The organism is Flavobacterium sp. 25HG05S-40, from assembly GCF_052654735.1.
Genome location: NZ_CP199750.1, coordinates 2,259,849 through 2,278,384, shown reverse-complemented (window position 1 = coordinate 2,278,384; position 18,536 = coordinate 2,259,849). Strand labels below are relative to the sequence as shown.

The 18,536-nt window shown below is 38.1% G+C and carries 16 protein-coding genes; 12 read left to right on the top strand and 4 right to left on the bottom strand.

The window, feature by feature from the left end; genetic code table 11:
* Positions 1–88 precede the first annotated feature (88 nt).
* The 4 genes from ACULEU_RS09840 to ACULEU_RS09825 all read left to right on the top strand — a co-directional run bounded on the left by ACULEU_RS09840 (position 89) and on the right by ACULEU_RS09825 (position 6,592).
* Positions 89–1,372 carry an anthranilate synthase component I family protein gene (locus ACULEU_RS09840; protein WP_445452418.1) on the top strand — a complete coding sequence of 428 codons (1,284 nt, stop codon included), beginning with the start codon at positions 89–91 and terminating at the stop codon, positions 1,370–1,372.
* 22 nt (positions 1,373–1,394) lie between these two features.
* Complete coding sequence (tilS, locus tag ACULEU_RS09835) at positions 1,395–2,705, top strand: tRNA lysidine(34) synthetase TilS (protein WP_445452417.1); 1,311 nt, start codon at positions 1,395–1,397, stop codon at positions 2,703–2,705.
* Positions 2,702–4,690, top strand: coding sequence for a cytochrome c biogenesis protein CcdA (locus tag ACULEU_RS09830; RefSeq protein ID WP_445452416.1), 1,989 nt, complete (start codon positions 2,702–2,704; stop codon positions 4,688–4,690). The genes tilS and ACULEU_RS09830 overlap by 4 nt, the downstream gene beginning before the upstream one ends.
* 132 nt (positions 4,691–4,822) lie before the next feature.
* Positions 4,823–6,592, top strand: coding sequence for a hypothetical protein (locus tag ACULEU_RS09825; RefSeq protein WP_445452415.1), 1,770 nt, complete (start codon positions 4,823–4,825; stop codon positions 6,590–6,592).
* Between the two features lie 45 nt (positions 6,593–6,637).
* Here ACULEU_RS09825 and ACULEU_RS09820 read toward each other — a convergent pair whose 3' ends face one another.
* Complete coding sequence (locus tag ACULEU_RS09820) at positions 6,638–7,162, bottom strand: DUF7935 family protein (protein ID WP_445452414.1); 525 nt, start codon at positions 7,160–7,162, stop codon at positions 6,638–6,640.
* Between the two features lie 104 nt (positions 7,163–7,266).
* Here ACULEU_RS09820 and ACULEU_RS09815 point away from each other — a divergent pair, with 104 nt between their 5' ends.
* Together ACULEU_RS09815 and ACULEU_RS09810 are read left to right on the top strand one after the other, a co-directional pair.
* Positions 7,267–9,594: an ATP-dependent helicase gene (locus ACULEU_RS09815; RefSeq protein ID WP_445454843.1), complete on the top strand. Its 2,328-nt coding sequence runs from the start codon at positions 7,267–7,269 to the stop codon at positions 9,592–9,594.
* 75 nt (positions 9,595–9,669) lie between these two features.
* Positions 9,670–10,290 carry an L-threonylcarbamoyladenylate synthase gene (locus tag ACULEU_RS09810; RefSeq protein WP_445452413.1) on the top strand — a complete coding sequence of 207 codons (621 nt, stop codon included), beginning with the start codon at positions 9,670–9,672 and terminating at the stop codon, positions 10,288–10,290.
* A gap of 126 nt (positions 10,291–10,416) precedes the next feature.
* Here the strand turns inward: ACULEU_RS09810 and ACULEU_RS09805 are convergent, their stop codons facing one another.
* The 3 genes from ACULEU_RS09805 to ACULEU_RS09795 form a co-directional block, all read right to left on the bottom strand.
* On the bottom strand, positions 10,417–11,253 hold the full coding sequence (locus ACULEU_RS09805; protein ID WP_445452412.1) for an OmpA/MotB family protein: 837 nt from the start codon (positions 11,251–11,253) through the stop codon (positions 10,417–10,419).
* A gap of 83 nt (positions 11,254–11,336) precedes the next feature.
* Positions 11,337–12,332 (bottom strand): glycosyltransferase family 2 protein, encoded by a 996-nt coding sequence (locus ACULEU_RS09800; RefSeq protein WP_445452411.1) that lies wholly within the window; start codon positions 12,330–12,332, stop codon positions 11,337–11,339.
* An 8-nt stretch (positions 12,333–12,340) separates the two neighbouring features.
* Positions 12,341–12,787, bottom strand: a complete 447-nt coding sequence (locus tag ACULEU_RS09795) for a type I restriction enzyme HsdR N-terminal domain-containing protein (protein ID WP_445452410.1) — start codon at positions 12,785–12,787, stop codon at positions 12,341–12,343.
* 50 nt (positions 12,788–12,837) lie between these two features.
* Between ACULEU_RS09795 and holA the strand changes: the two genes are divergently transcribed.
* The 6 genes from holA (at position 12,838) to ACULEU_RS09765 (ending at position 18,534) form a co-directional block, all read left to right on the top strand.
* Positions 12,838–13,842 carry a DNA polymerase III subunit delta gene (gene holA, locus ACULEU_RS09790; RefSeq protein WP_445452409.1) on the top strand — a complete coding sequence of 335 codons (1,005 nt, stop codon included), beginning with the start codon at positions 12,838–12,840 and terminating at the stop codon, positions 13,840–13,842.
* Positions 13,843–13,917: 75 nt separating this feature from the next.
* On the top strand, positions 13,918–15,048 hold the full coding sequence (locus ACULEU_RS09785) for an NAD(P)/FAD-dependent oxidoreductase (RefSeq protein ID WP_445452408.1): 1,131 nt from the start codon (positions 13,918–13,920) through the stop codon (positions 15,046–15,048).
* The gene (locus ACULEU_RS09780) at positions 15,049–15,774 is read left to right on the top strand and encodes a methyltransferase domain-containing protein (protein ID WP_445452407.1); all 726 of its coding nucleotides are present in this window, start codon (positions 15,049–15,051) and stop codon (positions 15,772–15,774) included.
* A gap of 7 nt (positions 15,775–15,781) precedes the next feature.
* The gene (locus tag ACULEU_RS09775; RefSeq protein ID WP_445452406.1) at positions 15,782–16,834 is read left to right on the top strand and encodes a type III polyketide synthase; all 1,053 of its coding nucleotides are present in this window, start codon (positions 15,782–15,784) and stop codon (positions 16,832–16,834) included.
* Position 16,835: 1 nt separating this feature from the next.
* A complete protein-coding gene (locus tag ACULEU_RS09770) occupies positions 16,836–17,261 on the top strand; it encodes a 3-hydroxyacyl-ACP dehydratase FabZ family protein (RefSeq protein ID WP_445452405.1) in 426 nt (141 codons plus the stop codon).
* A 1-nt stretch (position 17,262) separates the two neighbouring features.
* Complete coding sequence (locus ACULEU_RS09765; protein WP_445452404.1) at positions 17,263–18,534, top strand: beta-ketoacyl-[acyl-carrier-protein] synthase family protein; 1,272 nt, start codon at positions 17,263–17,265, stop codon at positions 18,532–18,534.
* Positions 18,535–18,536 lie beyond the last annotated feature (2 nt).

Sequence of the window (18,536 nt, the reverse complement as noted above, 5' to 3'; positions counted from 1 at the left end):
CTAAAAAGCGTGCCATAAATTGCGACTGATTATCAAATGAAAAATATATTTTTATCGTAATTTTGAAAACCTATAAATTCAGGCACATTTGAGAACAATAACATCCAAAACAATTGCTAATCCGATGCTTTTTAAGCAACAGCTGTTGCAATGGTCACAACAGTTTCGCGAAGTAGTTTTTTTAGATTCTAATGCCTATCACCAAAAATATTCCAGTTATGATTGTGTCTTGGCCGTGGATGCTTTTACCACTATAAAAACTGATTTTTACAATGCTTTTGACGAATTACAGCAATACCAGCAGCAAACGAAGGATTGGTTGTTCGGTTATTTAGCGTATGATTTAAAGAATGATATCGAAAAGTTGCATTCGGATAATTTCGATGGTTTGCTGTTTCCCGATTTGTTTTTCTTTCAGCCTAAGAAGCTCTTTTTGTTAAAAGACAAGCATTTGGAAATTCAATACCTGAATCTATGTGATGACGAAATTGACTTCGATTTCAATCAAATAAATAGCTATTCATCAAACGCAATTCGCAATGCTCAATTCAATATTCTTCCCCGAATTTCAAAAGAAAACTATGTGGTCAAAGTGAATAAAATGTTGGAGCATATTCACCTTGGCAATATTTATGAGGCTAATTTTTGCATGGAGTTTTACGCCGAAAAGGCCACAATCGATCCATTAGCTATTTATCAGAAACTGAATCAGATTTCCAAACCTCCTTTTGCTACTTTTTTTAAAAATCAGCAACAGTACTTACTCTGCGCTTCACCCGAACGGTATCTGAAAAAAGAGGGAAACAAAGTGATTTCTCAACCCATAAAAGGGACAGCCAAACGCTTTTCAGAGGTAAATTCAGACGAACAATCGAAAACCGAATTAGCTCAAAATCCAAAAGAACGTTCGGAAAACATCATGATTGTGGATTTGGTTCGCAATGACTTATCAAAAACCGCTTCCAAAGGTTCCGTCAACGTAGAAGAATTGTGTGGCATTTACACTTTTGAGCAAGTACACCAAATGATTTCAACGGTAGTATCGACTGTAGAAAACACCCTTTCGCCCGTTGAAATTATCAAAACCACATTTCCAATGGGAAGTATGACAGGCGCACCCAAAATTTCGGCCATGAACATCATTGAGACATTAGAGGAAACCAAACGCGGTTTGTACAGTGGCGCTGTCGGCTATTTTACTCCAGAAAATGATTTTGATTTCAATGTCGTCATCCGAAGCATTTTGTACAATGCCGAAGAGCAATATGTTTCGTTTTCTGTGGGAAGCGCTATAACAGCACAAGCTAATGCCGAACAGGAATATGAAGAATGTATGTTGAAGGCAAAAGCGATGTTTGAAGTGTTGTGTTAAATTAAAATAAGTACTTTTGAAGATGCTTCAGAAATTTCAAAATCATATCCAGCAAAACTTCCCCTTCTTAATAGGAAAGAAGTTGCTTTTAGCGACTAGTGGTGGGATGGATAGTATGGTTTTATTGCATTTATGTCATCAATTACAATTCGATATAAGAGCCGCGCATTGCAATTTTCAACTACGCGGAACTGAAAGCGATGCTGACGAACAGTTTGTAAAATCGGAATGTGAAAAGCTCGATGTATTGTTGTTTGTCTCTAGTTTCGATACCAAAGCCTTTGCGGAAGAATGCAAGCTTTCGGTTCAGGTTGCCGCCCGAACCCTTCGCTATGACTGGTTCAAATCCCTTTTGATTAATAACGATTACGATTATATTCTGACCGCACATCATCTGGACGACAGTTTGGAAACTTTTTTGATCAATTTTACTCGGGCTTCGGGATTAGACGGTTTGACCGGAATTCCGAAACAAAACGGCTATTTAATCAGGCCTTTACTGGCATTTTCCAGAAAAGAAATCGAAACGTTTTCAACAGAAAATGCTATTCCATGGCGTGAAGACAGTAGCAATGCTTCGGATAAATACCTGCGCAACAAATTGCGACACGATGTAATTCCGGTTTTAAAAGAACTCAATCCGAGTTTGCTAGACTCTTTCGAGAAAACCATTGCTAATCTACAACAAGCGCAATCGATGGTAGATGACGCCTCAAGAATTGTCTACCGTAAAGTGGTTACAGATTCCGATTTGCAGAAAAAAATCAATTTAGAGGAATTGATGCAGTTGCCCAATTATCAGGCCTATTTGTACCAATGGCTAGAACCATTTGGTTTTACCGATTGGCAATCGATTACGGATTTGGTTCAGGCGCAATCCGGAAAGCAAATCCATTCTTCAAAACATACGGTTCTCAAAGACAGAAATGAACTGATTGTTTATCCGAAAGAAATAACTGAAGAAACCGAATATTTTCTGATTGAAAAACACCAATCCGAAGTTAATTTTCCCTTAAAACTTACGTTTTGTAACTTAGGTTACATTTCGGTTCAAACAACTAATACTATATTTGTCGACGAAGATACCCTACAGTTTCCGTTAGTCATCCGAAAATGGCAGCAAGGCGATTGGTTTTATCCTCTCGGAATGACTGGTAAAAAGAAGCTGAGTAAGTTTTTCAAAGACGAAAAATTTTCTCTTATCGATAAAGCGAATACATGGCTTTTATGTTCAGACAATCAAATTGTTTGGGTTATCGGAATACGACAAGACGAACGGTTTAAAGTCACACAACAAACAAAAAATAGTTTACAAATACAACTTCAAGAATGAATAGAATAGTAATTACACTGTTACTTTTTTTGGCTTTCGCCAATGTAAATGCTCAAATTGTAAAACCCGTAAAATGGACTTCCAAAGTAGAAAAACTCTCTGAAACCGAATTCAATTTGGTTATGGAAGGCAAAATCGATGATGAATGGCACGTCTATTCGCAATTCACTCCGGAAAACGGTCCATTGCCAGCCGAATTTACCTTTGAAAATGCTAAAGGAAATTATGAATTGGTCGGAAAGACTAAGGAAAGTCCTTATAAAAAACAATACAACGAGGTTTTTGAAGTAGATGAATATTATTTTGAACACAAAGTAACCTTTACCCAAAAAGTCAAAATTGTAAACTCAAAACTGACATCCATCAAAGTTAAAGTTGATTATCAGGTTTGCAAACAGGCTTGTATCAATGATAATATGCCATTCACCTTTGCCATTCCGGCGATTAAAGAAACGGCTGCAACTCCGACAATGGATACCGTTAAAGCTACTGATACCCTTTTAGCCAATAATCAGGACGTAAAAGAAGCCAAAAAGCCAGAGGTTGTTGTAGAAGAATCTGAAAAAGAAGACGACAAAGGCTTGTTGACGATTTTCTTTTTAGCCTTTTTAGGAGGTTTAGCAGCTTTGCTGACACCGTGCGTATTCCCTATGATCCCAATGACGGTAAGCTTCTTTACCAAACAAAGTAAAAATCCCGGACAGGGAAAACGAAATGCCATTCTTTACGGAATTTCTATCATTGCCATTTATGTGGTTTTAGGATTGGCTATAACTGGAATTTTTGGAGCTGATGCTTTGAATGCCTTATCTACAAATCCTTGGTTTAACGTGATTTTCTTCCTGCTTTTAATTGTTTTTGCGGCTTCTTTTCTCGGAGCTTTCGAAATTATGTTGCCTAATTCGTGGGCAAACAAGGTCGATAGACAAGCTGATAGAGGTGGAATAATTGGTATCCTTTTCATGGCTTTGGCTTTGGCTATTGTTTCTTTTTCGTGTACCGGACCAATTGTAGGAACACTTTTGGTCGAATCGGCTTCTAAAGGTGGTATTGCTCCAATCATCGGAATGCTAGGTTTTTCTTCAGCATTAGCGCTTCCTTTTATGTTGTTTGCGATGTTTCCGAGTTGGTTACATTCGTTGCCAAAATCGGGTGGATGGTTGAATTCGGTTAAAGTTTCACTAGGGTTTTTAGAGTTGGCCTTAGCTTTTAAATTTTTATCCAATGCCGATTTGGTATTGCAATTGCATTTATTGGAAAGAGAAGTCTTTTTGGCGATTTGGATAGCTATTTTTGGATGTTGGGCTTTGTATTTACTCGGAAAAATTACCACGCCACACGACAGTCCGTTAACCCATATTTCTGTCGGAAGATTGTCCTTAGGAATGTTGGTTTTGGCCTTTACGATTTACATGATTCCAGGATTATTTGGAGCTCCTTTAAAGTTAATCAGTGCCTTTCCACCACCACAAACCTATAGTGAAAGTCCCACAGGATTTTTCGGAAATGCGGCTTCTTCTGCAGAAAATGCTTTACCCGAAGGAGCAGAAATCGGGCCACACGGCTTAACCGTTTTCACCGATTATGATAAAGGAATGGCTTATGCTAAAACAGTTAACAAAACGGTTATGCTCGATTTTACAGGATTTGCTTGTGTCAATTGCCGTAAAATGGAAAACAATGTTTGGTCGGATGAGAAAGTGTTGGATGTCCTTAAAAATGAGGTGGTTTTAATTTCTCTTTATGTAGATGATAAACGAGAATTGCCCAAAGCAGAACAAACAGTTTCTAAGATTACTGGGAATGAAATTACGTCCGTTGGCGACAAATGGACCGAATTCATCATTACAAAATACCAAACCAATACACAGCCTTTTTATGTGCTGATTGATTTGAAAGAGCAAAAACTCAATACTCCTATTAGTTATACACCAAATGTAAATGAGTATCTAGCTTGGCTGAAAGATGGAATTTCGAAGTTTTAGTAGCAGGTTCTACTTCATAAGCTGCGAATTCTAGATAAAGCCTGACGAATTCTAATTGGAATATTTTTTTATTTTTTTCGGACGCAACCATTTTGGTTTTTTTATACCTTTAATAAATAAACCTAAAGCCTTATGAAAAAAATTCATTTTATTTTTTGCATGTTGATTGTAACCACATTTTTGGGTTGTGATCCTAGTGATAGCGATTCTTCGAGTCAAAATGATGATACTTTTACCGAAAATTTCGGAAGCGAAGTCTCAAAAGATTTTATCGGTCAGGTTGTAGATACAGATAATAATCCAATACAAAACGCCACTATCAAAATAGGGACTTCTACAGTCCAGACCGATGTTAACGGTGTTTTCATTATAAACGGAGCAACTGTCCACGAACAATTCGCTTATATCAAAGCTACCAAATCTGGCTACATTGACGGTTCACGCGCCATGGTTCCAACATCAGGTAAAAACAATGTCAGGATTATGCTGATACCTAACACTCCATTGGAAACCATTCAATCCGGAGTAGAGAGTGAAGTTTCCATTTATTCAGGAACCAAAGTAAATTTTGATGGCGCTTTCCAGGATGAAAATGGAAATGCCTATACTGGATCGGTAAGTGTGTCGATGTTTCACTTAACGCCTTCTGACGAAAATATAGACAAGCTAATGCCAGGAATGTTATACGCACAAACAGCAACAAACCAAGAAGCAATGCTGGAAACTTTCGGTATGCTAAATGTGGAGCTACGTGGAAGTGCAGGACAGAAACTAAACATCGCTCAAGGCCACACCGCCGAAATCACAATGCGCATTGACGATGAACAATTGGCAACAGCACCAAACTCAATTCCATTATGGCATTTTGACGAAGAAAAAGGGTACTGGAAAGAAGATGGTGTTGCGACTAAAGTTGGTAACAAATACGTGGGTGAGGTAAGCCATTTTTCGTGGTGGAATTGTGATGCGCCATTCCCTACAGTTACATTGACGGTTACGGTCGTTGATGCTGCAGGACATCCTTTGTCAAACGCCGGAGTTATGTTAACCGCCGGCAACAGTCTTTACCCTCGGATGGGTGTTACTGATAATGAAGGGCGTGTTTCGGGGCTTATCCCAGCTAACCAGCCGCTTATTTTAGATGTCCAGATGAATTATTTTTCCTGTGGTTCAAGCGATGTGCTTTATACCTCTTCCATCGGGCCATTTTCAACGGATACTGCATTGCCTAATATAGTGGTCAATCAAACTTCAACTATCCTGAGTTCGAATATTGTGGGTAATTTGGTAAAATGTGATAATACCAATGTAACAAATGGATATGTAATGCTGAATAGACCGGGTGGATATTCGATATCGCCCGTTACTAATGGGGCTTTCAATTTTAATGAAACCTATTGCCCTTCGAATACCGGTTTCAGACTCAAAGGAGTCGATTTCGATAACTTACAAGAAACAGATTCAATAAGTTACAACTTTGCCGAACCTTTGGTCAATGTTGGTAATTTGCAGGCTTGTACTGCCATTAGCGAATTCATATCCTATCAAGTTGATAATACTACTACTGTATTCCTTACACAACAAGTAATAGGAGGTACAGAAAATGCAATCGGAAACACAGGTATTCTTTATCTATATGGGTACAATCAAAGTCAGGTGGGTGGGCTCAATATTTACGGAAATGCAATTGTGCCGGGAATTTATACTACCGCACAATTTTCTCTAGAAGGAAGCGGGATAGGCTATATAGATTCGACAACCATAAATACAATCCAATTCAACCTACATTCGGTAGGCGCTGTTGGCGAATATATCGATATGTCTTTCGGAGGAACTTATTCCGACAGTAACGGAGCAAGTCATACCATTACTGGAGTTGCCCATGTAATAAGGGATAATTAAATAATTTATAATCATAAAAAAGCCCCGAAATCTTCGGGGCTTTTTTTATCCTAAAACGTCGGTAACTTCCGTTTTTAAATAGCTCAACGCTAATTGCGTCGCCGAATTCCCATCAAGCATATTGCTCAAAATCTTTTCCCGCAATTGGTCTGCAGTAGTAATCGATGTATCAGCAGTAGTTTTACGAATGTTTTGAATGATGGTGTTTTTGGCGGTCAAAATCATTGTCCAGCATTCATCGGTAATATAAATCTGCTGCGTCATATTGTGCTCATATTCCTGCTCAATATGATGGATCAAAAGATTTTGATAATCAGCTTTGTCATCATTTAATGGGGCTACGCGAATCAATAGTTTTGCTGGACTAATACGCTCTAAAAATAAAGCGAGTCGTTCATAGGCCTGCAAACGCAAAGGCATGGCGTGTTTTTGGTTTTCTTTTTGAAGCAACCAACGTCGGGTATGTTGCTGATCTTTGAAATAGCTGTCAAATAAATAATACGCTACACCACCTGTAATTAGTGACGGGACTGCATATAACAATACTTCTATAAATTTATCTATGCTCATAATAATTTTCGCTAAAATTGTTGACAAATATAATAGAAATACCCATAGAATTTATTGTAATTCCGTCTCAGTAATTATAAATTTGAGCTTTCTGAAAAATGATGATAGATAAATATATTTCCCAACTCAACGACGCTCAACAAGCACCTGTTTTTCAAAAAGATGGCCCAATGATTATCATTGCTGGTGCCGGATCTGGGAAAACAAGGGTTCTCACGGTACGTATTTCTTATTTGATGAGTTTGGGTGTAGATTCTTTTAATATTCTGGCACTGACCTTTACCAACAAAGCGGCGCGTGAAATGAAAAAGCGTATTGGTGATATCGTGGGACCTGCCGAAGCTAAAAACCTTTGGATGGGAACTTTTCACTCGGTTTTCGCTCGTATTCTCCGTAGTGAAGCCGATAAGTTAGGGTATCCCTCCAATTTTACCATCTATGATACTCAGGATAGCGTTCGGTTAATTTCGGCCATCATCAAAGAAATGCAACTCGATAAAGATGTATATAAACCTAAGCAGATTTTAGGCAGAATATCATCCTATAAAAATTCGTTGATAACTGTAAAAGCGTATTTTAATAATCCGGAATTACAGGAACAGGATGCGATGAGCAAAAAACCGCGTTTGGGCGAAATCTACGCGAATTATGTAGACCGCTGTTTCAAAAGTGGCGCCATGGATTTTGACGATTTGCTACTGAAAACCAACGAATTATTAAACCGTTTTCCCGATGTGTTGGCTAAATACCAGAACCGTTTCCGCTATATTTTGGTAGATGAGTATCAGGATACCAATCATTCGCAGTATTTAATTGTCCGAGCCTTGTCAGACCGATTCCAGAATATTTGTGTGGTGGGCGATGATGCGCAGAGTATTTATGCATTTCGTGGCGCCAATATAAATAACATTCTGAATTTTCAGAAGGATTACGAGAATGTAAAAACCTATCGTTTGGAGCAAAATTACCGTTCTACCAAGAATATTGTGGAAGCCGCCAATTCGATTATCGATAAGAACAAAACCAAACTCGAAAAAATAGTCTGGACAGCGAACGATTTTGGTCCGAAAATAAAAGTACACCGAAGCGTAACTGATGGTGAAGAAGGTCGTTTTGTAGCCGGAGAAATCTTTGAAAATAAGATGCGCAACCAAATGCGCAACGGACAATTCGCTATTTTATACCGAACCAATGCGCAATCCAGAGCCATGGAAGATGCTTTGCGCAAAAGGGATATTCCGTACCGAATTTATGGTGGATTGTCATTCTATCAGCGCAAGGAAATCAAAGACGTACTGTGTTATTTGCGATTGGTTATTAATCCGAAAGATGAGGAGGCTTTAGTGCGCGTCATCAATTATCCTGCACGAGGCATCGGAGATACTACGGTGGAAAAATTAACGGTCGCTGCCAATCATTACAAGCGTTCCATCTTTGAAGTGATGGAGCATATTGATAAAATCGACTTAAAACTAAATTCGGGTACCAAGCAAAAATTAGAAGATTTTGTGACGATGATTAAGAGTTTTCAGGTCATCAATGAACAGCAGGATGCCTTTGTTCTGACGGAACATGTGGCCAAAAAAACAGGATTAATTCAGGAACTAAAGAAAGACGGAACGCCCGAAGGTATTGCCCGTATTGAGAATATTGAAACCTTAATGGGCGGTATTAAAGACTTTATCGAAGGGCAAAAAGAAATTGACGGTGCGCGTGGCGCTTTATCCGAATTTATGGAAGATGTTGCTTTGGCAACCGATTTAGAGAACGATACTGGAGATGATGACCGAGTAGCTTTAATGACGATTCACCTGGCAAAAGGGCTGGAGTTTCCGTATGTTTTTGTGGTTGGAATGGAAGAAGATTTGTTTCCGAGTGCTATGAGTATGAACACGAGAAGTGAATTGGAAGAAGAACGCAGATTGTTTTATGTGGCTTTAACTAGAGCTGAGCATCAAGCTTATTTGACCTATGCACAGTCTCGTTATCGTTGGGGTAAATTAGTCGACAGCGAACCTTCGCGATTTATTGAAGAGATTAAAGACGAATATCTGGAATACATTAATCCGCAGGATACAGGCTATCGGTACAAACCCAGCATGGATTTGGATATTTTTGGCGATGTCGACAAGTCGAAATTGCGTTTGTCCAAACCGGAAGCAGGAACACCACCAAAAAAGTACGGAGAAGAACCGGTTTCTTCGCTTAATATTCGTAAATTGAAACCTGTATCAGGCAATGCTCCCAGTGCTCCCAATTTATTTGACAGTAAATTAACAGTGGGAAATGTTGTGATTCATGAGCGTTTTGGCAAAGGTCAGGTCGTCAACCTTGAAGGAGTGGGTGCCGATAAAAAAGCAGAAATCAAATTTGAAGTAGGAGGCATTAAAAAGTTGCTGCTTCGGTTTGCTAAATTGGACGTGATTGGGTAATTATTATAAATTTTAAATTTTAAATGGGTTGATAATAATTTATAATTCAAAATTCTTAATTTAAAATACATTTTCATGGCCGAATTCATAAAAATATACGAGGACAAACCAAGTGAAGCTGCTATCAAAAAAGTAGTTGAGGTATTGCGGAATGGAGGTTTGGTAATTTATCCAACGGATACTGTTTACGGATTGGGTTGCGATATTACCAATTCTAGAGCACTCGAACGCATTGCCAAAATCAAAGGCATCAAGTTAGAAAAAGCCAATTTTTCTTTTGTCTGCAGTGACTTGAGCAATCTTTCCGATTATGTGAAACAGATTGATACCGCTACATTTAAAATTCTCAAAAGAACACTTCCGGGACCATATACCTTCATTTTACCTGGCAACAATGATTTGCCCAAAGAATTCCGAAAAAAGAAAACGGTGGGTATTCGTGTGCCTGATAACGCTATTGCCTTAGAAATTGTAAAAATGCTGGGAAATCCCATAGTTTCCACATCCATCCACGATGATGATGAGGTGTTGGAATATTCCACCGACCCTGAGTTGATTTTTGAAAAATGGCAACACTTAGTTGATTTGGTTATCGATGGTGGTTATGGCGATAATGTTGGCTCCACTATAATAGATTTATCCGGATACGAACCGATTGTAGTGCGTGAAGGAAAAGGGGATCCCGATATATTTTAAATTCATAAGGACACGCAACTCCTCACATTTTTTTTAAACACACTTAGTCGCACAAAAAAAACGCCTCGAAATTTTCGAGGCGTTTTGTCTATTATCAATGTTCTATTATCTTTTTTCTTTCAAAAACTATTTCTGCTGATTCTTCATTTCTTTTTCAATCATCTCGTAGAACTCATCAATTTTTGGCAATACTACAATTCTAGTTCTTCTGTTTTTGGCTCTATTATCTGCAGAGGTATTGTCAACTAACGGAATAAATTCACTTCGACCTGCCGCAATTAACTGTGAAGGTTTAACGCCCAATTCTTTGGTCAATACTCTGATGATGGCTGTAGAACGTTTTACACTCAAATCCCAGTTGTCAAGCAATACAGCATTTCCCGTAAAAGGAATATTATCCGTATGACCTTCTACCATACATTCAAATGTGGGACGGCTATTCACCACTTTCGCCACTTTTGCCAAAACTTCTTTCGCTCGGTCACTTACGACATAACTACCGCTTTTAAACAATAATTTATCAGCAATGGAAATGAAAACAACACCTTTTTCCACATTAACTTCAATGTCCGGATCCGAAATTCCAACTGAACTTTTCAAACTGGTTACTAAGGCTAAAGTAACACTGTCTTTTTTGGTCAAAGCATCCTGAAGACGCGAGATTTTGAGATCTTTTTCTTTTAAACTCTCTAATGATTTTTCTAAGTTTTGAGCACCTTTTGTAGTTAAAACAGTCATTTCTTTGGAACTGTTTATTAAATCTGTATTATTTTGTTTAAGGTAGTCGTTCTGTTTAGAAAGGGCATCTTTTTCTGAAAGACACAAATTCAGTTTTACGGTGGTCGAATTTAATAAATCCTGACATTCTTTGTTCTGTGCTTCTAAAGCAGCTATTTTTTTCTTAGTGCCGCACGACGTTAGCGTTAACGCCACTACCGAAAGTGCAATAATTACTTTTCTCATAGGATAGGGTGATTTTAATTTTAACAAAATTACAGATTATTTTAATTTTTATGGGCGAGATTAATGATAAACTCTTGTTAAAATTACGTTTCAAAAACGATGCCGCTCTTCAGAAAATGCTTGTATACAATACTCTTTGAATGATAATATTTTTCCAAATGAGGTGCTCTTCTTTTTTTTAATGTTTTGTTTATCAGAGCATAAAAAGCAAAATGAGCTCTAATGATTGCCCAAAAATGACGAAGCTTTCCTTTAAAAATAAATTGTACTCCCGCCAAACCGTCAAGAATCAAGCGGGCCAATAGAATCGGGAATAGTTTAGCATCAGGAACATTTTTGGTCAACATCAATAAGGAATTCCGGAAATTGAGGAATGTTTTCTTCGGATTACCCTCGTTTAAGGTTGCCCCACCTACATGATAAACCACAGATTTTGAGGTGTATTTCGCTGTGTAACCCAAATTAAAAGCACGCCAACATAAATCAATTTCTTCCTGATGCGCAAAGAAATCATCGTCAAAGCCATGTAATTTTCGGTAAATATCCTTTCTGATGAAGAAGCAAGCGCCACTAGCCCAAAATATTATTTTCTCGTCATCGTATTGTCCGTTATCTTTCTCGATGCTTTCAAAAATACGACCTCGGCAATATGGATAACCAAATTGGTCTATAAAACCTCCGGCTGCTCCTGCATATTCAAAATACTGTTTGTTTTTATAATCTAAAATTTTGGGTTGGATAATACCTGTTTTCGGCTCGGCATCGAATAGCGATAGTATGGGTTTCAACCAATCTTTGGTAACTTCGATATCGGAATTTACCAAGGCATAGTATTCTTCTTCGACTTGCTGTAAGGCGACATTATACCCTTTAGCAAAACCATAATTAGCATCATTTTGAATAATCGTAATCGAAGGGAACTTTTCTTTAATAACATCAATCGATGTATCACTAGAAGCATTGTCTGCAACATACACTTTCGCCTCATCAGAATGCGCCAAAACTGATGGCAGAAACTGCTCAAGTAAAGCAACTCCATTCCAATTTAATATTACGACCGCTATTTTTTTGTCTGTCATTTATTGATTTATTTGCTAAAATCGGGTAATTCTTCAAGAAAAATATACTGCTCTTTATCAAAATCCATTTGGCAAAAGTAATGATTTAGTCCGTTGGTTACCATCAGATACCGTGCATTCAATTTCATATTATAGCGAGCGATTTGGTCAAAAGTTTCTTGCGTAATTTTCACTTCCGGTGCTTTGCACTCAATCAATAAAAACAAAGAACCATCAGGCCGAAAAACAACAATGTCGTAACGTTTGGTGATCTCGTTCAGCTTAATAATCTTCTCTACATTAAGATAGGATTTGGGATATTTTTTTTCATGAAGCAAGAACTGAACTGTGTGTTGCCGGACCCATTCTTCTGGAGTCAAAATGATAAACTTTTTCCGAATTTCATCAAAAATAGACACTTTATTTTCACTATTTTTGAAGCGAAAGTCAAAGGAAGGAAAGTTGAGGTTTTGCATAAGGCAAATGTAATTTAAAATTTAAAATTCATAATTCATAATTCCATAAAATGGATGAAGTAGTAAAGATTATCAATGATATCAAAGCTGGAAACATCAGGCCCATCTATTTTTTGATGGGTGAAGAGCCCTATTATATTGATAGAATTACGGAATATTTGGAAGACAATCTACTGACCGAAGACGAAAAAGGTTTTAACCAAATGGTACTCTACGGTCGCGATACTACTATTGATGATATTGTTGCCAATGCCAAAAGGTACCCAATGATGGCCGAACGGCAAGTGGTCATTGTCAAAGAGGCACAGGAATTATCGCGAACTATCGACCAATTGGAAAAATATGCCGAAAACCCGCAGCCAACAACAGTTTTAGTGTTAGCTTATAAATACAAAACACTCGATAAACGTAAAAAAGTAACCAAAACGTTAGAAAAAAACGGCTTGGTATACGAGAGTAAAAAAATGTATGAAAATCAGGTTGGTCAATGGATCAAGCGAATTTTAAAAACAAAAGGCTATGATATTGAGCCCAAAGCTATGGCCATGTTGGTTGAATTTTTGGGCAATGATTTGAGTCGGATTGCCAACGAACTAAACAAACTGGAGATTATCCTACCTAAAGGAAGTAGCATAACGCCTCACCATATTGAAGAGAATATTGGTTTTAGTAAAGATTTTAATGTATTCGAATTCCGAAAAGCTATTGGCGAGAAAAACCAGCTTAAGGCCTACCAAATAGCGCAGTATTTTGCCCAAAATCAAAAAGATAACCCGATTGTATTGACCAACGGATTGGTGTTTAGTTTCTTTTCGGCCTTACTGCAATATCATGGTTTGAAAGATAAATCGCCAGGAAATGCTGCTAGAGTTTTAAAAGTCAGTCCCTATTTTGTAAACGATTACATCGCAGCAGCACACAATTATCCTATGCGAAAAGTGAGTGCTATCGTAGGAACACTACGTGATATCGATGTCAAAAGCAAAGGTGTCGGCGCTAATTCGTTATCGCATTGCGATTTACTAAAAGAAATGCTGATTAGTATCTTCAACTAAATTTCAAGGAATTCTGCAATTTTTTAACAGAACTATATAAACTGTTTCACTTTCTATTCCTTAAATTTACTCACTATGGTAAGCAGTGATGTAATAATTATTGGAGGCGGTTTGGCAGGATTAACCGCTGCAATACATTTGTCTTCTCAAGGATTGAAGGTAATCGTTTTTGAAAAAAATGACTATCCCAAGCACAAAGTTTGCGGCGAATACATTTCTAACGAAGTCTTGCCTTATCTGAAATGGCTTAATGTCAATATCGATGATCTTCATCCAACCAAAATCACAAAACTACATTTCTCCTCAACTAATGGTAAAACCCTAAAAGCCAATTTGCCTTTGGGTGGATTTGGAATTAGTCGCTTTACTTTAGATGATTTTCTTTTTAAAAAGGCTCTTGCCAATGGGTGTTATGTTATCAAAGAAGCGGTTACTGATGTTCAATTTGCCAATGATACTTTTACGATTACAACAGAAAATGGGAGCACAATGAACTCTAAAATTGTTCTGGGAGCTTATGGCAAACGCGCTTCAATAGATCAAAAGTTACAACGAAGTTTCATACAACGCAAATCACCTTGGCTAGCGGTTAAAGCACATTACAACGGCAGTTTTCCGGATGATCTTGTGGGTTTGCATAATTTTAAAGGGGGCTATTGCGGTGTATCTAAAGTAGAAAATAATCTCGTTAACATTTGTTATCTAGCCGATTATGATACGTTCAAGAAGTATAAAAATATAGAAGAGTATCAGGAAAAAGTTGTGGCTCAGAATCCAAACCTCAAAGCACTTTTGGAATCGATGACGATGATTTTTGAAAAACCACTGACCATAAGCCAAATATCATTTGCCTCAAAAAAGCCTGTAGAAAATCACATTCTGATGATTGGAGATACCGCCGGATTGATTCATCCGTTATGCGGAAACGGAATGGCAATGGCAATTCACAGCGCTCAAATAGCCTCGGAATTAGTAGTCAATTATTGTAAAGATAAAGTACCTTCAAGAAAAAATTTAGAAAAGCAATACAGTATCAATTGGAATCATAATTTTAAACAACGACTGCGCACCGGAAGATGGTTGGCTTCAGTATTGCAAAGTTCAAGATGCACTGAAATCGTCTTTCGTATCGTGGCACTATTTCCCTTTTTACTACCCATAATCATCAAAAAAACGCACGGTAAACCAATAATCCTAAGAGCATAAATGTTTCTCGATACCACACATAGAACTAATGAGCCCGAAATCATGGACGACTTTGATATGAAAGGCGAAGTCCTCTTGGATGCTTTGGATAAGATTGCTAAAATCAACCAGCTTTTAGGAGGCAATACACTCACGTTGCAAGGCGTGAAGGAAATCCTAAAGCAAAATCCGTCACAAGAAAAAATAACCATCGTAGATGTAGGCTGTGGCAATGGCGATATGCTCCGAAAGCTTGCAGATTATGGCAAAGAAAACAATATTTCTTTGGAATTAGTCGGAATTGATGCCAACCAATTTACGGCTACTTATGCCGAAACGTTGTCTGCGAACTATAAAAATATTTCGTATCGCTGCGAAGATATTTTTGAGAAATCCTTCGAAAGTGTACAGTATGATATTGTTTTGTGTACCTTAACACTCCATCATTTCAAGGATGAAGAAATCATCAAGCTCCTAAAGATTTTTGCAACCAATGCTACAATGGGTATTATCATTAATGATTTACAGCGAAGTAGCATATCGTACCGATTATTTCAAGGGCTGTGTTTTATTTTCCGACTGAATGCCATGTCAAGAGAAGACGGTTTGGTTTCGATATTACGTGGATTTAAAAAACCGGAATTGGAATATTTTTCTAAGATACTAAATTTCAAAAACTATAGTATCGAATGGAAATGGGCGTTCCGTTATCAATGGATCATTTATACTAATAAAGAAATACAATAAAGTCAAAATGAGTGTCAGCATCATAGCAGTAGCAAAAGAATTACCTAAATATTCCAGAACAACCGAAGAAATTCTTCCTCTTTTAGAAGGATGGCTTATTGGTCAGGACGAGCGTTTTATAAGAAAGGTCAAAAAGATATTTGAAGGCGCCATGGTTGACAAACGCTATTCCATTATGGATCCCCTCGAGGTCTTTACCAATACTTCTTTTGAGGAACGCAACGCTATTTATGTCAGAGAAGTGATAACGCTCGGCGAAAATGTACTGCAAAAAACGTTACATAAAGCCAACTGGAAACCAGAAACCTTAGACTACATCATCACCGTCAGTTGCACCGGAATCATGATTCCGTCGCTCGATGCCTATCTGATTAATTCCTTGAAACTACGTCAGGATATTGTCAGATTACCTGTTACCGAAATGGGTTGTGCTGCCGGAATATCGGGAATACTATATGCCAAAAACTTCCTGCAAGCCAATCCGGGAAAACGTGCCGCAGTTATTGCTGTCGAGAGTCCAACAGCTACTTTTCAATTAGACGATTTTTCGATGCCTAATATTGTAAGTGCTGCTATATTTGGGGATGGTGCTGCCTGCGTTTTACTCTCTTCAAACGAAGATGATGATGGGCACAAAATACTAGCAGAGGAAATGTATCATTTTTATGATGCCATTCACATGATGGGTTTTAAGCTAACCAACAGCGGCTTACAAATGGTCTTGGATATTGAAGTTCCGGAAACTATCTCCAACCATTTCCCCGATATTATTCATCCTTTTTTGGAGAAGAATCAATTGAAAATAGAAGACATTGACCATCTTATCTTTCATCCTGGAGGAAAAAAAATAGTGCAAACAGTAGAAGAACTTTTTTCGGGTTTAGGTAAAAATATCGATGATACCAAAGAAGTCCTGCGTTTATACGGAAATATGTCAAGCGCCACCGTTTTGTATGTTTTAGAACGCGTAATGGATACCAAACCTAAAAAGGGAGAAAAAGGATTATTGCTCAGTTTTGGTCCCGGATTTTCTGCACAAAGAATACTAATTGAATTTTAATATGCATAAAGATATTACAGACAAACTGCCGTATACGAAACCATTTCTTTTTGTAGAGGAACTTTTACATGTTGATGAAAATGGAGCAGAAGGAACGTATACTTTTAATGCGGATTCCGATTTTTATAAAGGCCATTTCAAAAACAATCCGGTTACACCTGGCGTAATTTTAACCGAGACTATGGCACAAATTGGCGTAGTTTGTTTGGGAATTTATCTTTTAGGGAATGATTTTGATAGTAATACCAAAGTTGCTATGACCTCTTCTGAGATAGAATATTTAAAACCAGTGTATTCCAATGAGAAAGTAACCGTCATTTCTGAAAAAATCTATTTTAGGTTTGGTAAATTGAAATGTAAAGTAAAAATGATGAATGACCATTGTGAAACCGTTTGTCAAGGAACTATAGCCGGAATGATTGTATAATATGGAGAAAAGAGTCGTCATAACAGGAATGGGAATTGTCGCTCCAAATGGAGTAGGGCTGGAGGCATTTACTAATGCCATTAAAAAAGGGGTTTCCGGAATAAAACACGATGCCGAATTAGCACGTCTGCAGTTTTCTTGCCAGATTTCAGGAACGCCTGAAATTTCAGAAGAATTGAAAAGTACTTATTTTACTGAACTGGAACTACGCAATTTTAATGCAACCGGAATTTTATACGGTGTCATTGCCGGAATGGATGCTTGGAAAGATGCCGATTTGCCTATACTTCATGATGAAAACCCCGATTGGGATTCGGGTACCATCTTTGGCACTGGAACTTCGGGAATAGAAAAATTCAGAGAAAGTATTTATAAGATTGATGATTTTCAGACCCGAAAACTCGGAAGTACTGCAGTAGCACAAACTATGAACAGTGGCATAAGCGCATATCTTAGCGGCAAACTGGGCTTGGGAAATCAGGTAACTACCAATTCGGCTGCTTGTGCCACAGGTGTCGAAAGCATTCTAGTGGCTTATGAAAGAATAAAGTCAGGACAAGCAAAACGAATGCTAGCCGGAAGTACCAGCGATAGCGGTCCTTACATCTGGGGCGGATTCGATGCCATGAAAGTCTGTACCTTTAAACATAACGAAACTCCTGAACAGGGCTCAAGACCAATGTCGGAAAGTGCTTCGGGTTTTGTTCCAGGAAGTGGCGCCGGAGCGTTTGTCTTAGAAGATTTAGAATCCGCTTTGGCAAGAGGTGTCCGAATTTATGCCGAAGTTTTGGGCGGAAATGTCAACTCTGGCGGACAACGTGGACTGGGAACGATGACAGCGCCAAATCCCATCGCCGTGCAAAAATGTATCACCGATGCTATGGCTAATGCTCATATACAACCAGAAGCTATTGTTGTCATCAACGGTCATTTGACTGCAACCAGTAAAGATGCCTTGGAGATTCAGAATTGGAGCGAAGCATTGCATCGCAAAGGAAAGGATTTTCCTTATATCAACTCGCTGAAATCGATGGTAGGTCATTGTTTATCGGCTTCTGGAAGTGTTGAAACTGTGGCTTCGGTGCTGCAAGTGTATCACGGATTTATCTTCCCCAACATCAATTGTGACGATTTGCATCCGGAAATATCAGAGTGTATTGATGCTTCAAGGATTCCGCAACAACTTATTGAAAAAGACATCACTATCTTAGCCAAAGCCAGTTTTGGTTTCGGCGATGTAAACGGATGCGTAATTATAAAAAAATACAACTAACT

Excerpts from the sequence above, each read along its gene's own strand:
- ACULEU_RS09800 (WP_445452411.1), bottom strand. The coding sequence starts at position 12,332 with ATGACAGACAAAAAAATAGCGGTCGTAATATTAAATTGGAATGGAGTT.
- ACULEU_RS09830 (WP_445452416.1), top strand. The coding sequence starts at position 2,702 with ATGAATAGAATAGTAATTACACTGTTACTTTTTTTGGCTTTCGCCAAT.
- ACULEU_RS09775 (WP_445452406.1), top strand. The coding sequence starts at position 15,782 with ATGAGTGTCAGCATCATAGCAGTAGCAAAAGAATTACCTAAATATTCC.
- ACULEU_RS09795 (WP_445452410.1), bottom strand. The coding sequence starts at position 12,787 with ATGCAAAACCTCAACTTTCCTTCCTTTGACTTTCGCTTCAAAAATAGT.
- ACULEU_RS09805 (WP_445452412.1), bottom strand. The coding sequence starts at position 11,253 with ATGAGAAAAGTAATTATTGCACTTTCGGTAGTGGCGTTAACGCTAACG.
- ACULEU_RS09820 (WP_445452414.1), bottom strand. The coding sequence starts at position 7,162 with ATGAGCATAGATAAATTTATAGAAGTATTGTTATATGCAGTCCCGTCA.
- ACULEU_RS09785 (WP_445452408.1), top strand. The coding sequence starts at position 13,918 with ATGGTAAGCAGTGATGTAATAATTATTGGAGGCGGTTTGGCAGGATTA.
- ACULEU_RS09825 (WP_445452415.1), top strand. The coding sequence starts at position 4,823 with ATGAAAAAAATTCATTTTATTTTTTGCATGTTGATTGTAACCACATTT.
- ACULEU_RS09765 (WP_445452404.1), top strand. The coding sequence starts at position 17,263 with ATGGAGAAAAGAGTCGTCATAACAGGAATGGGAATTGTCGCTCCAAAT.
- ACULEU_RS09770 (WP_445452405.1), top strand. The coding sequence starts at position 16,836 with ATGCATAAAGATATTACAGACAAACTGCCGTATACGAAACCATTTCTT.
- holA (WP_445452409.1), top strand. The coding sequence starts at position 12,838 with ATGGATGAAGTAGTAAAGATTATCAATGATATCAAAGCTGGAAACATC.
- ACULEU_RS09780 (WP_445452407.1), top strand. The coding sequence starts at position 15,049 with ATGTTTCTCGATACCACACATAGAACTAATGAGCCCGAAATCATGGAC.
- tilS (WP_445452417.1), top strand. The coding sequence starts at position 1,395 with ATGCTTCAGAAATTTCAAAATCATATCCAGCAAAACTTCCCCTTCTTA.
- ACULEU_RS09810 (WP_445452413.1), top strand. The coding sequence starts at position 9,670 with ATGGCCGAATTCATAAAAATATACGAGGACAAACCAAGTGAAGCTGCT.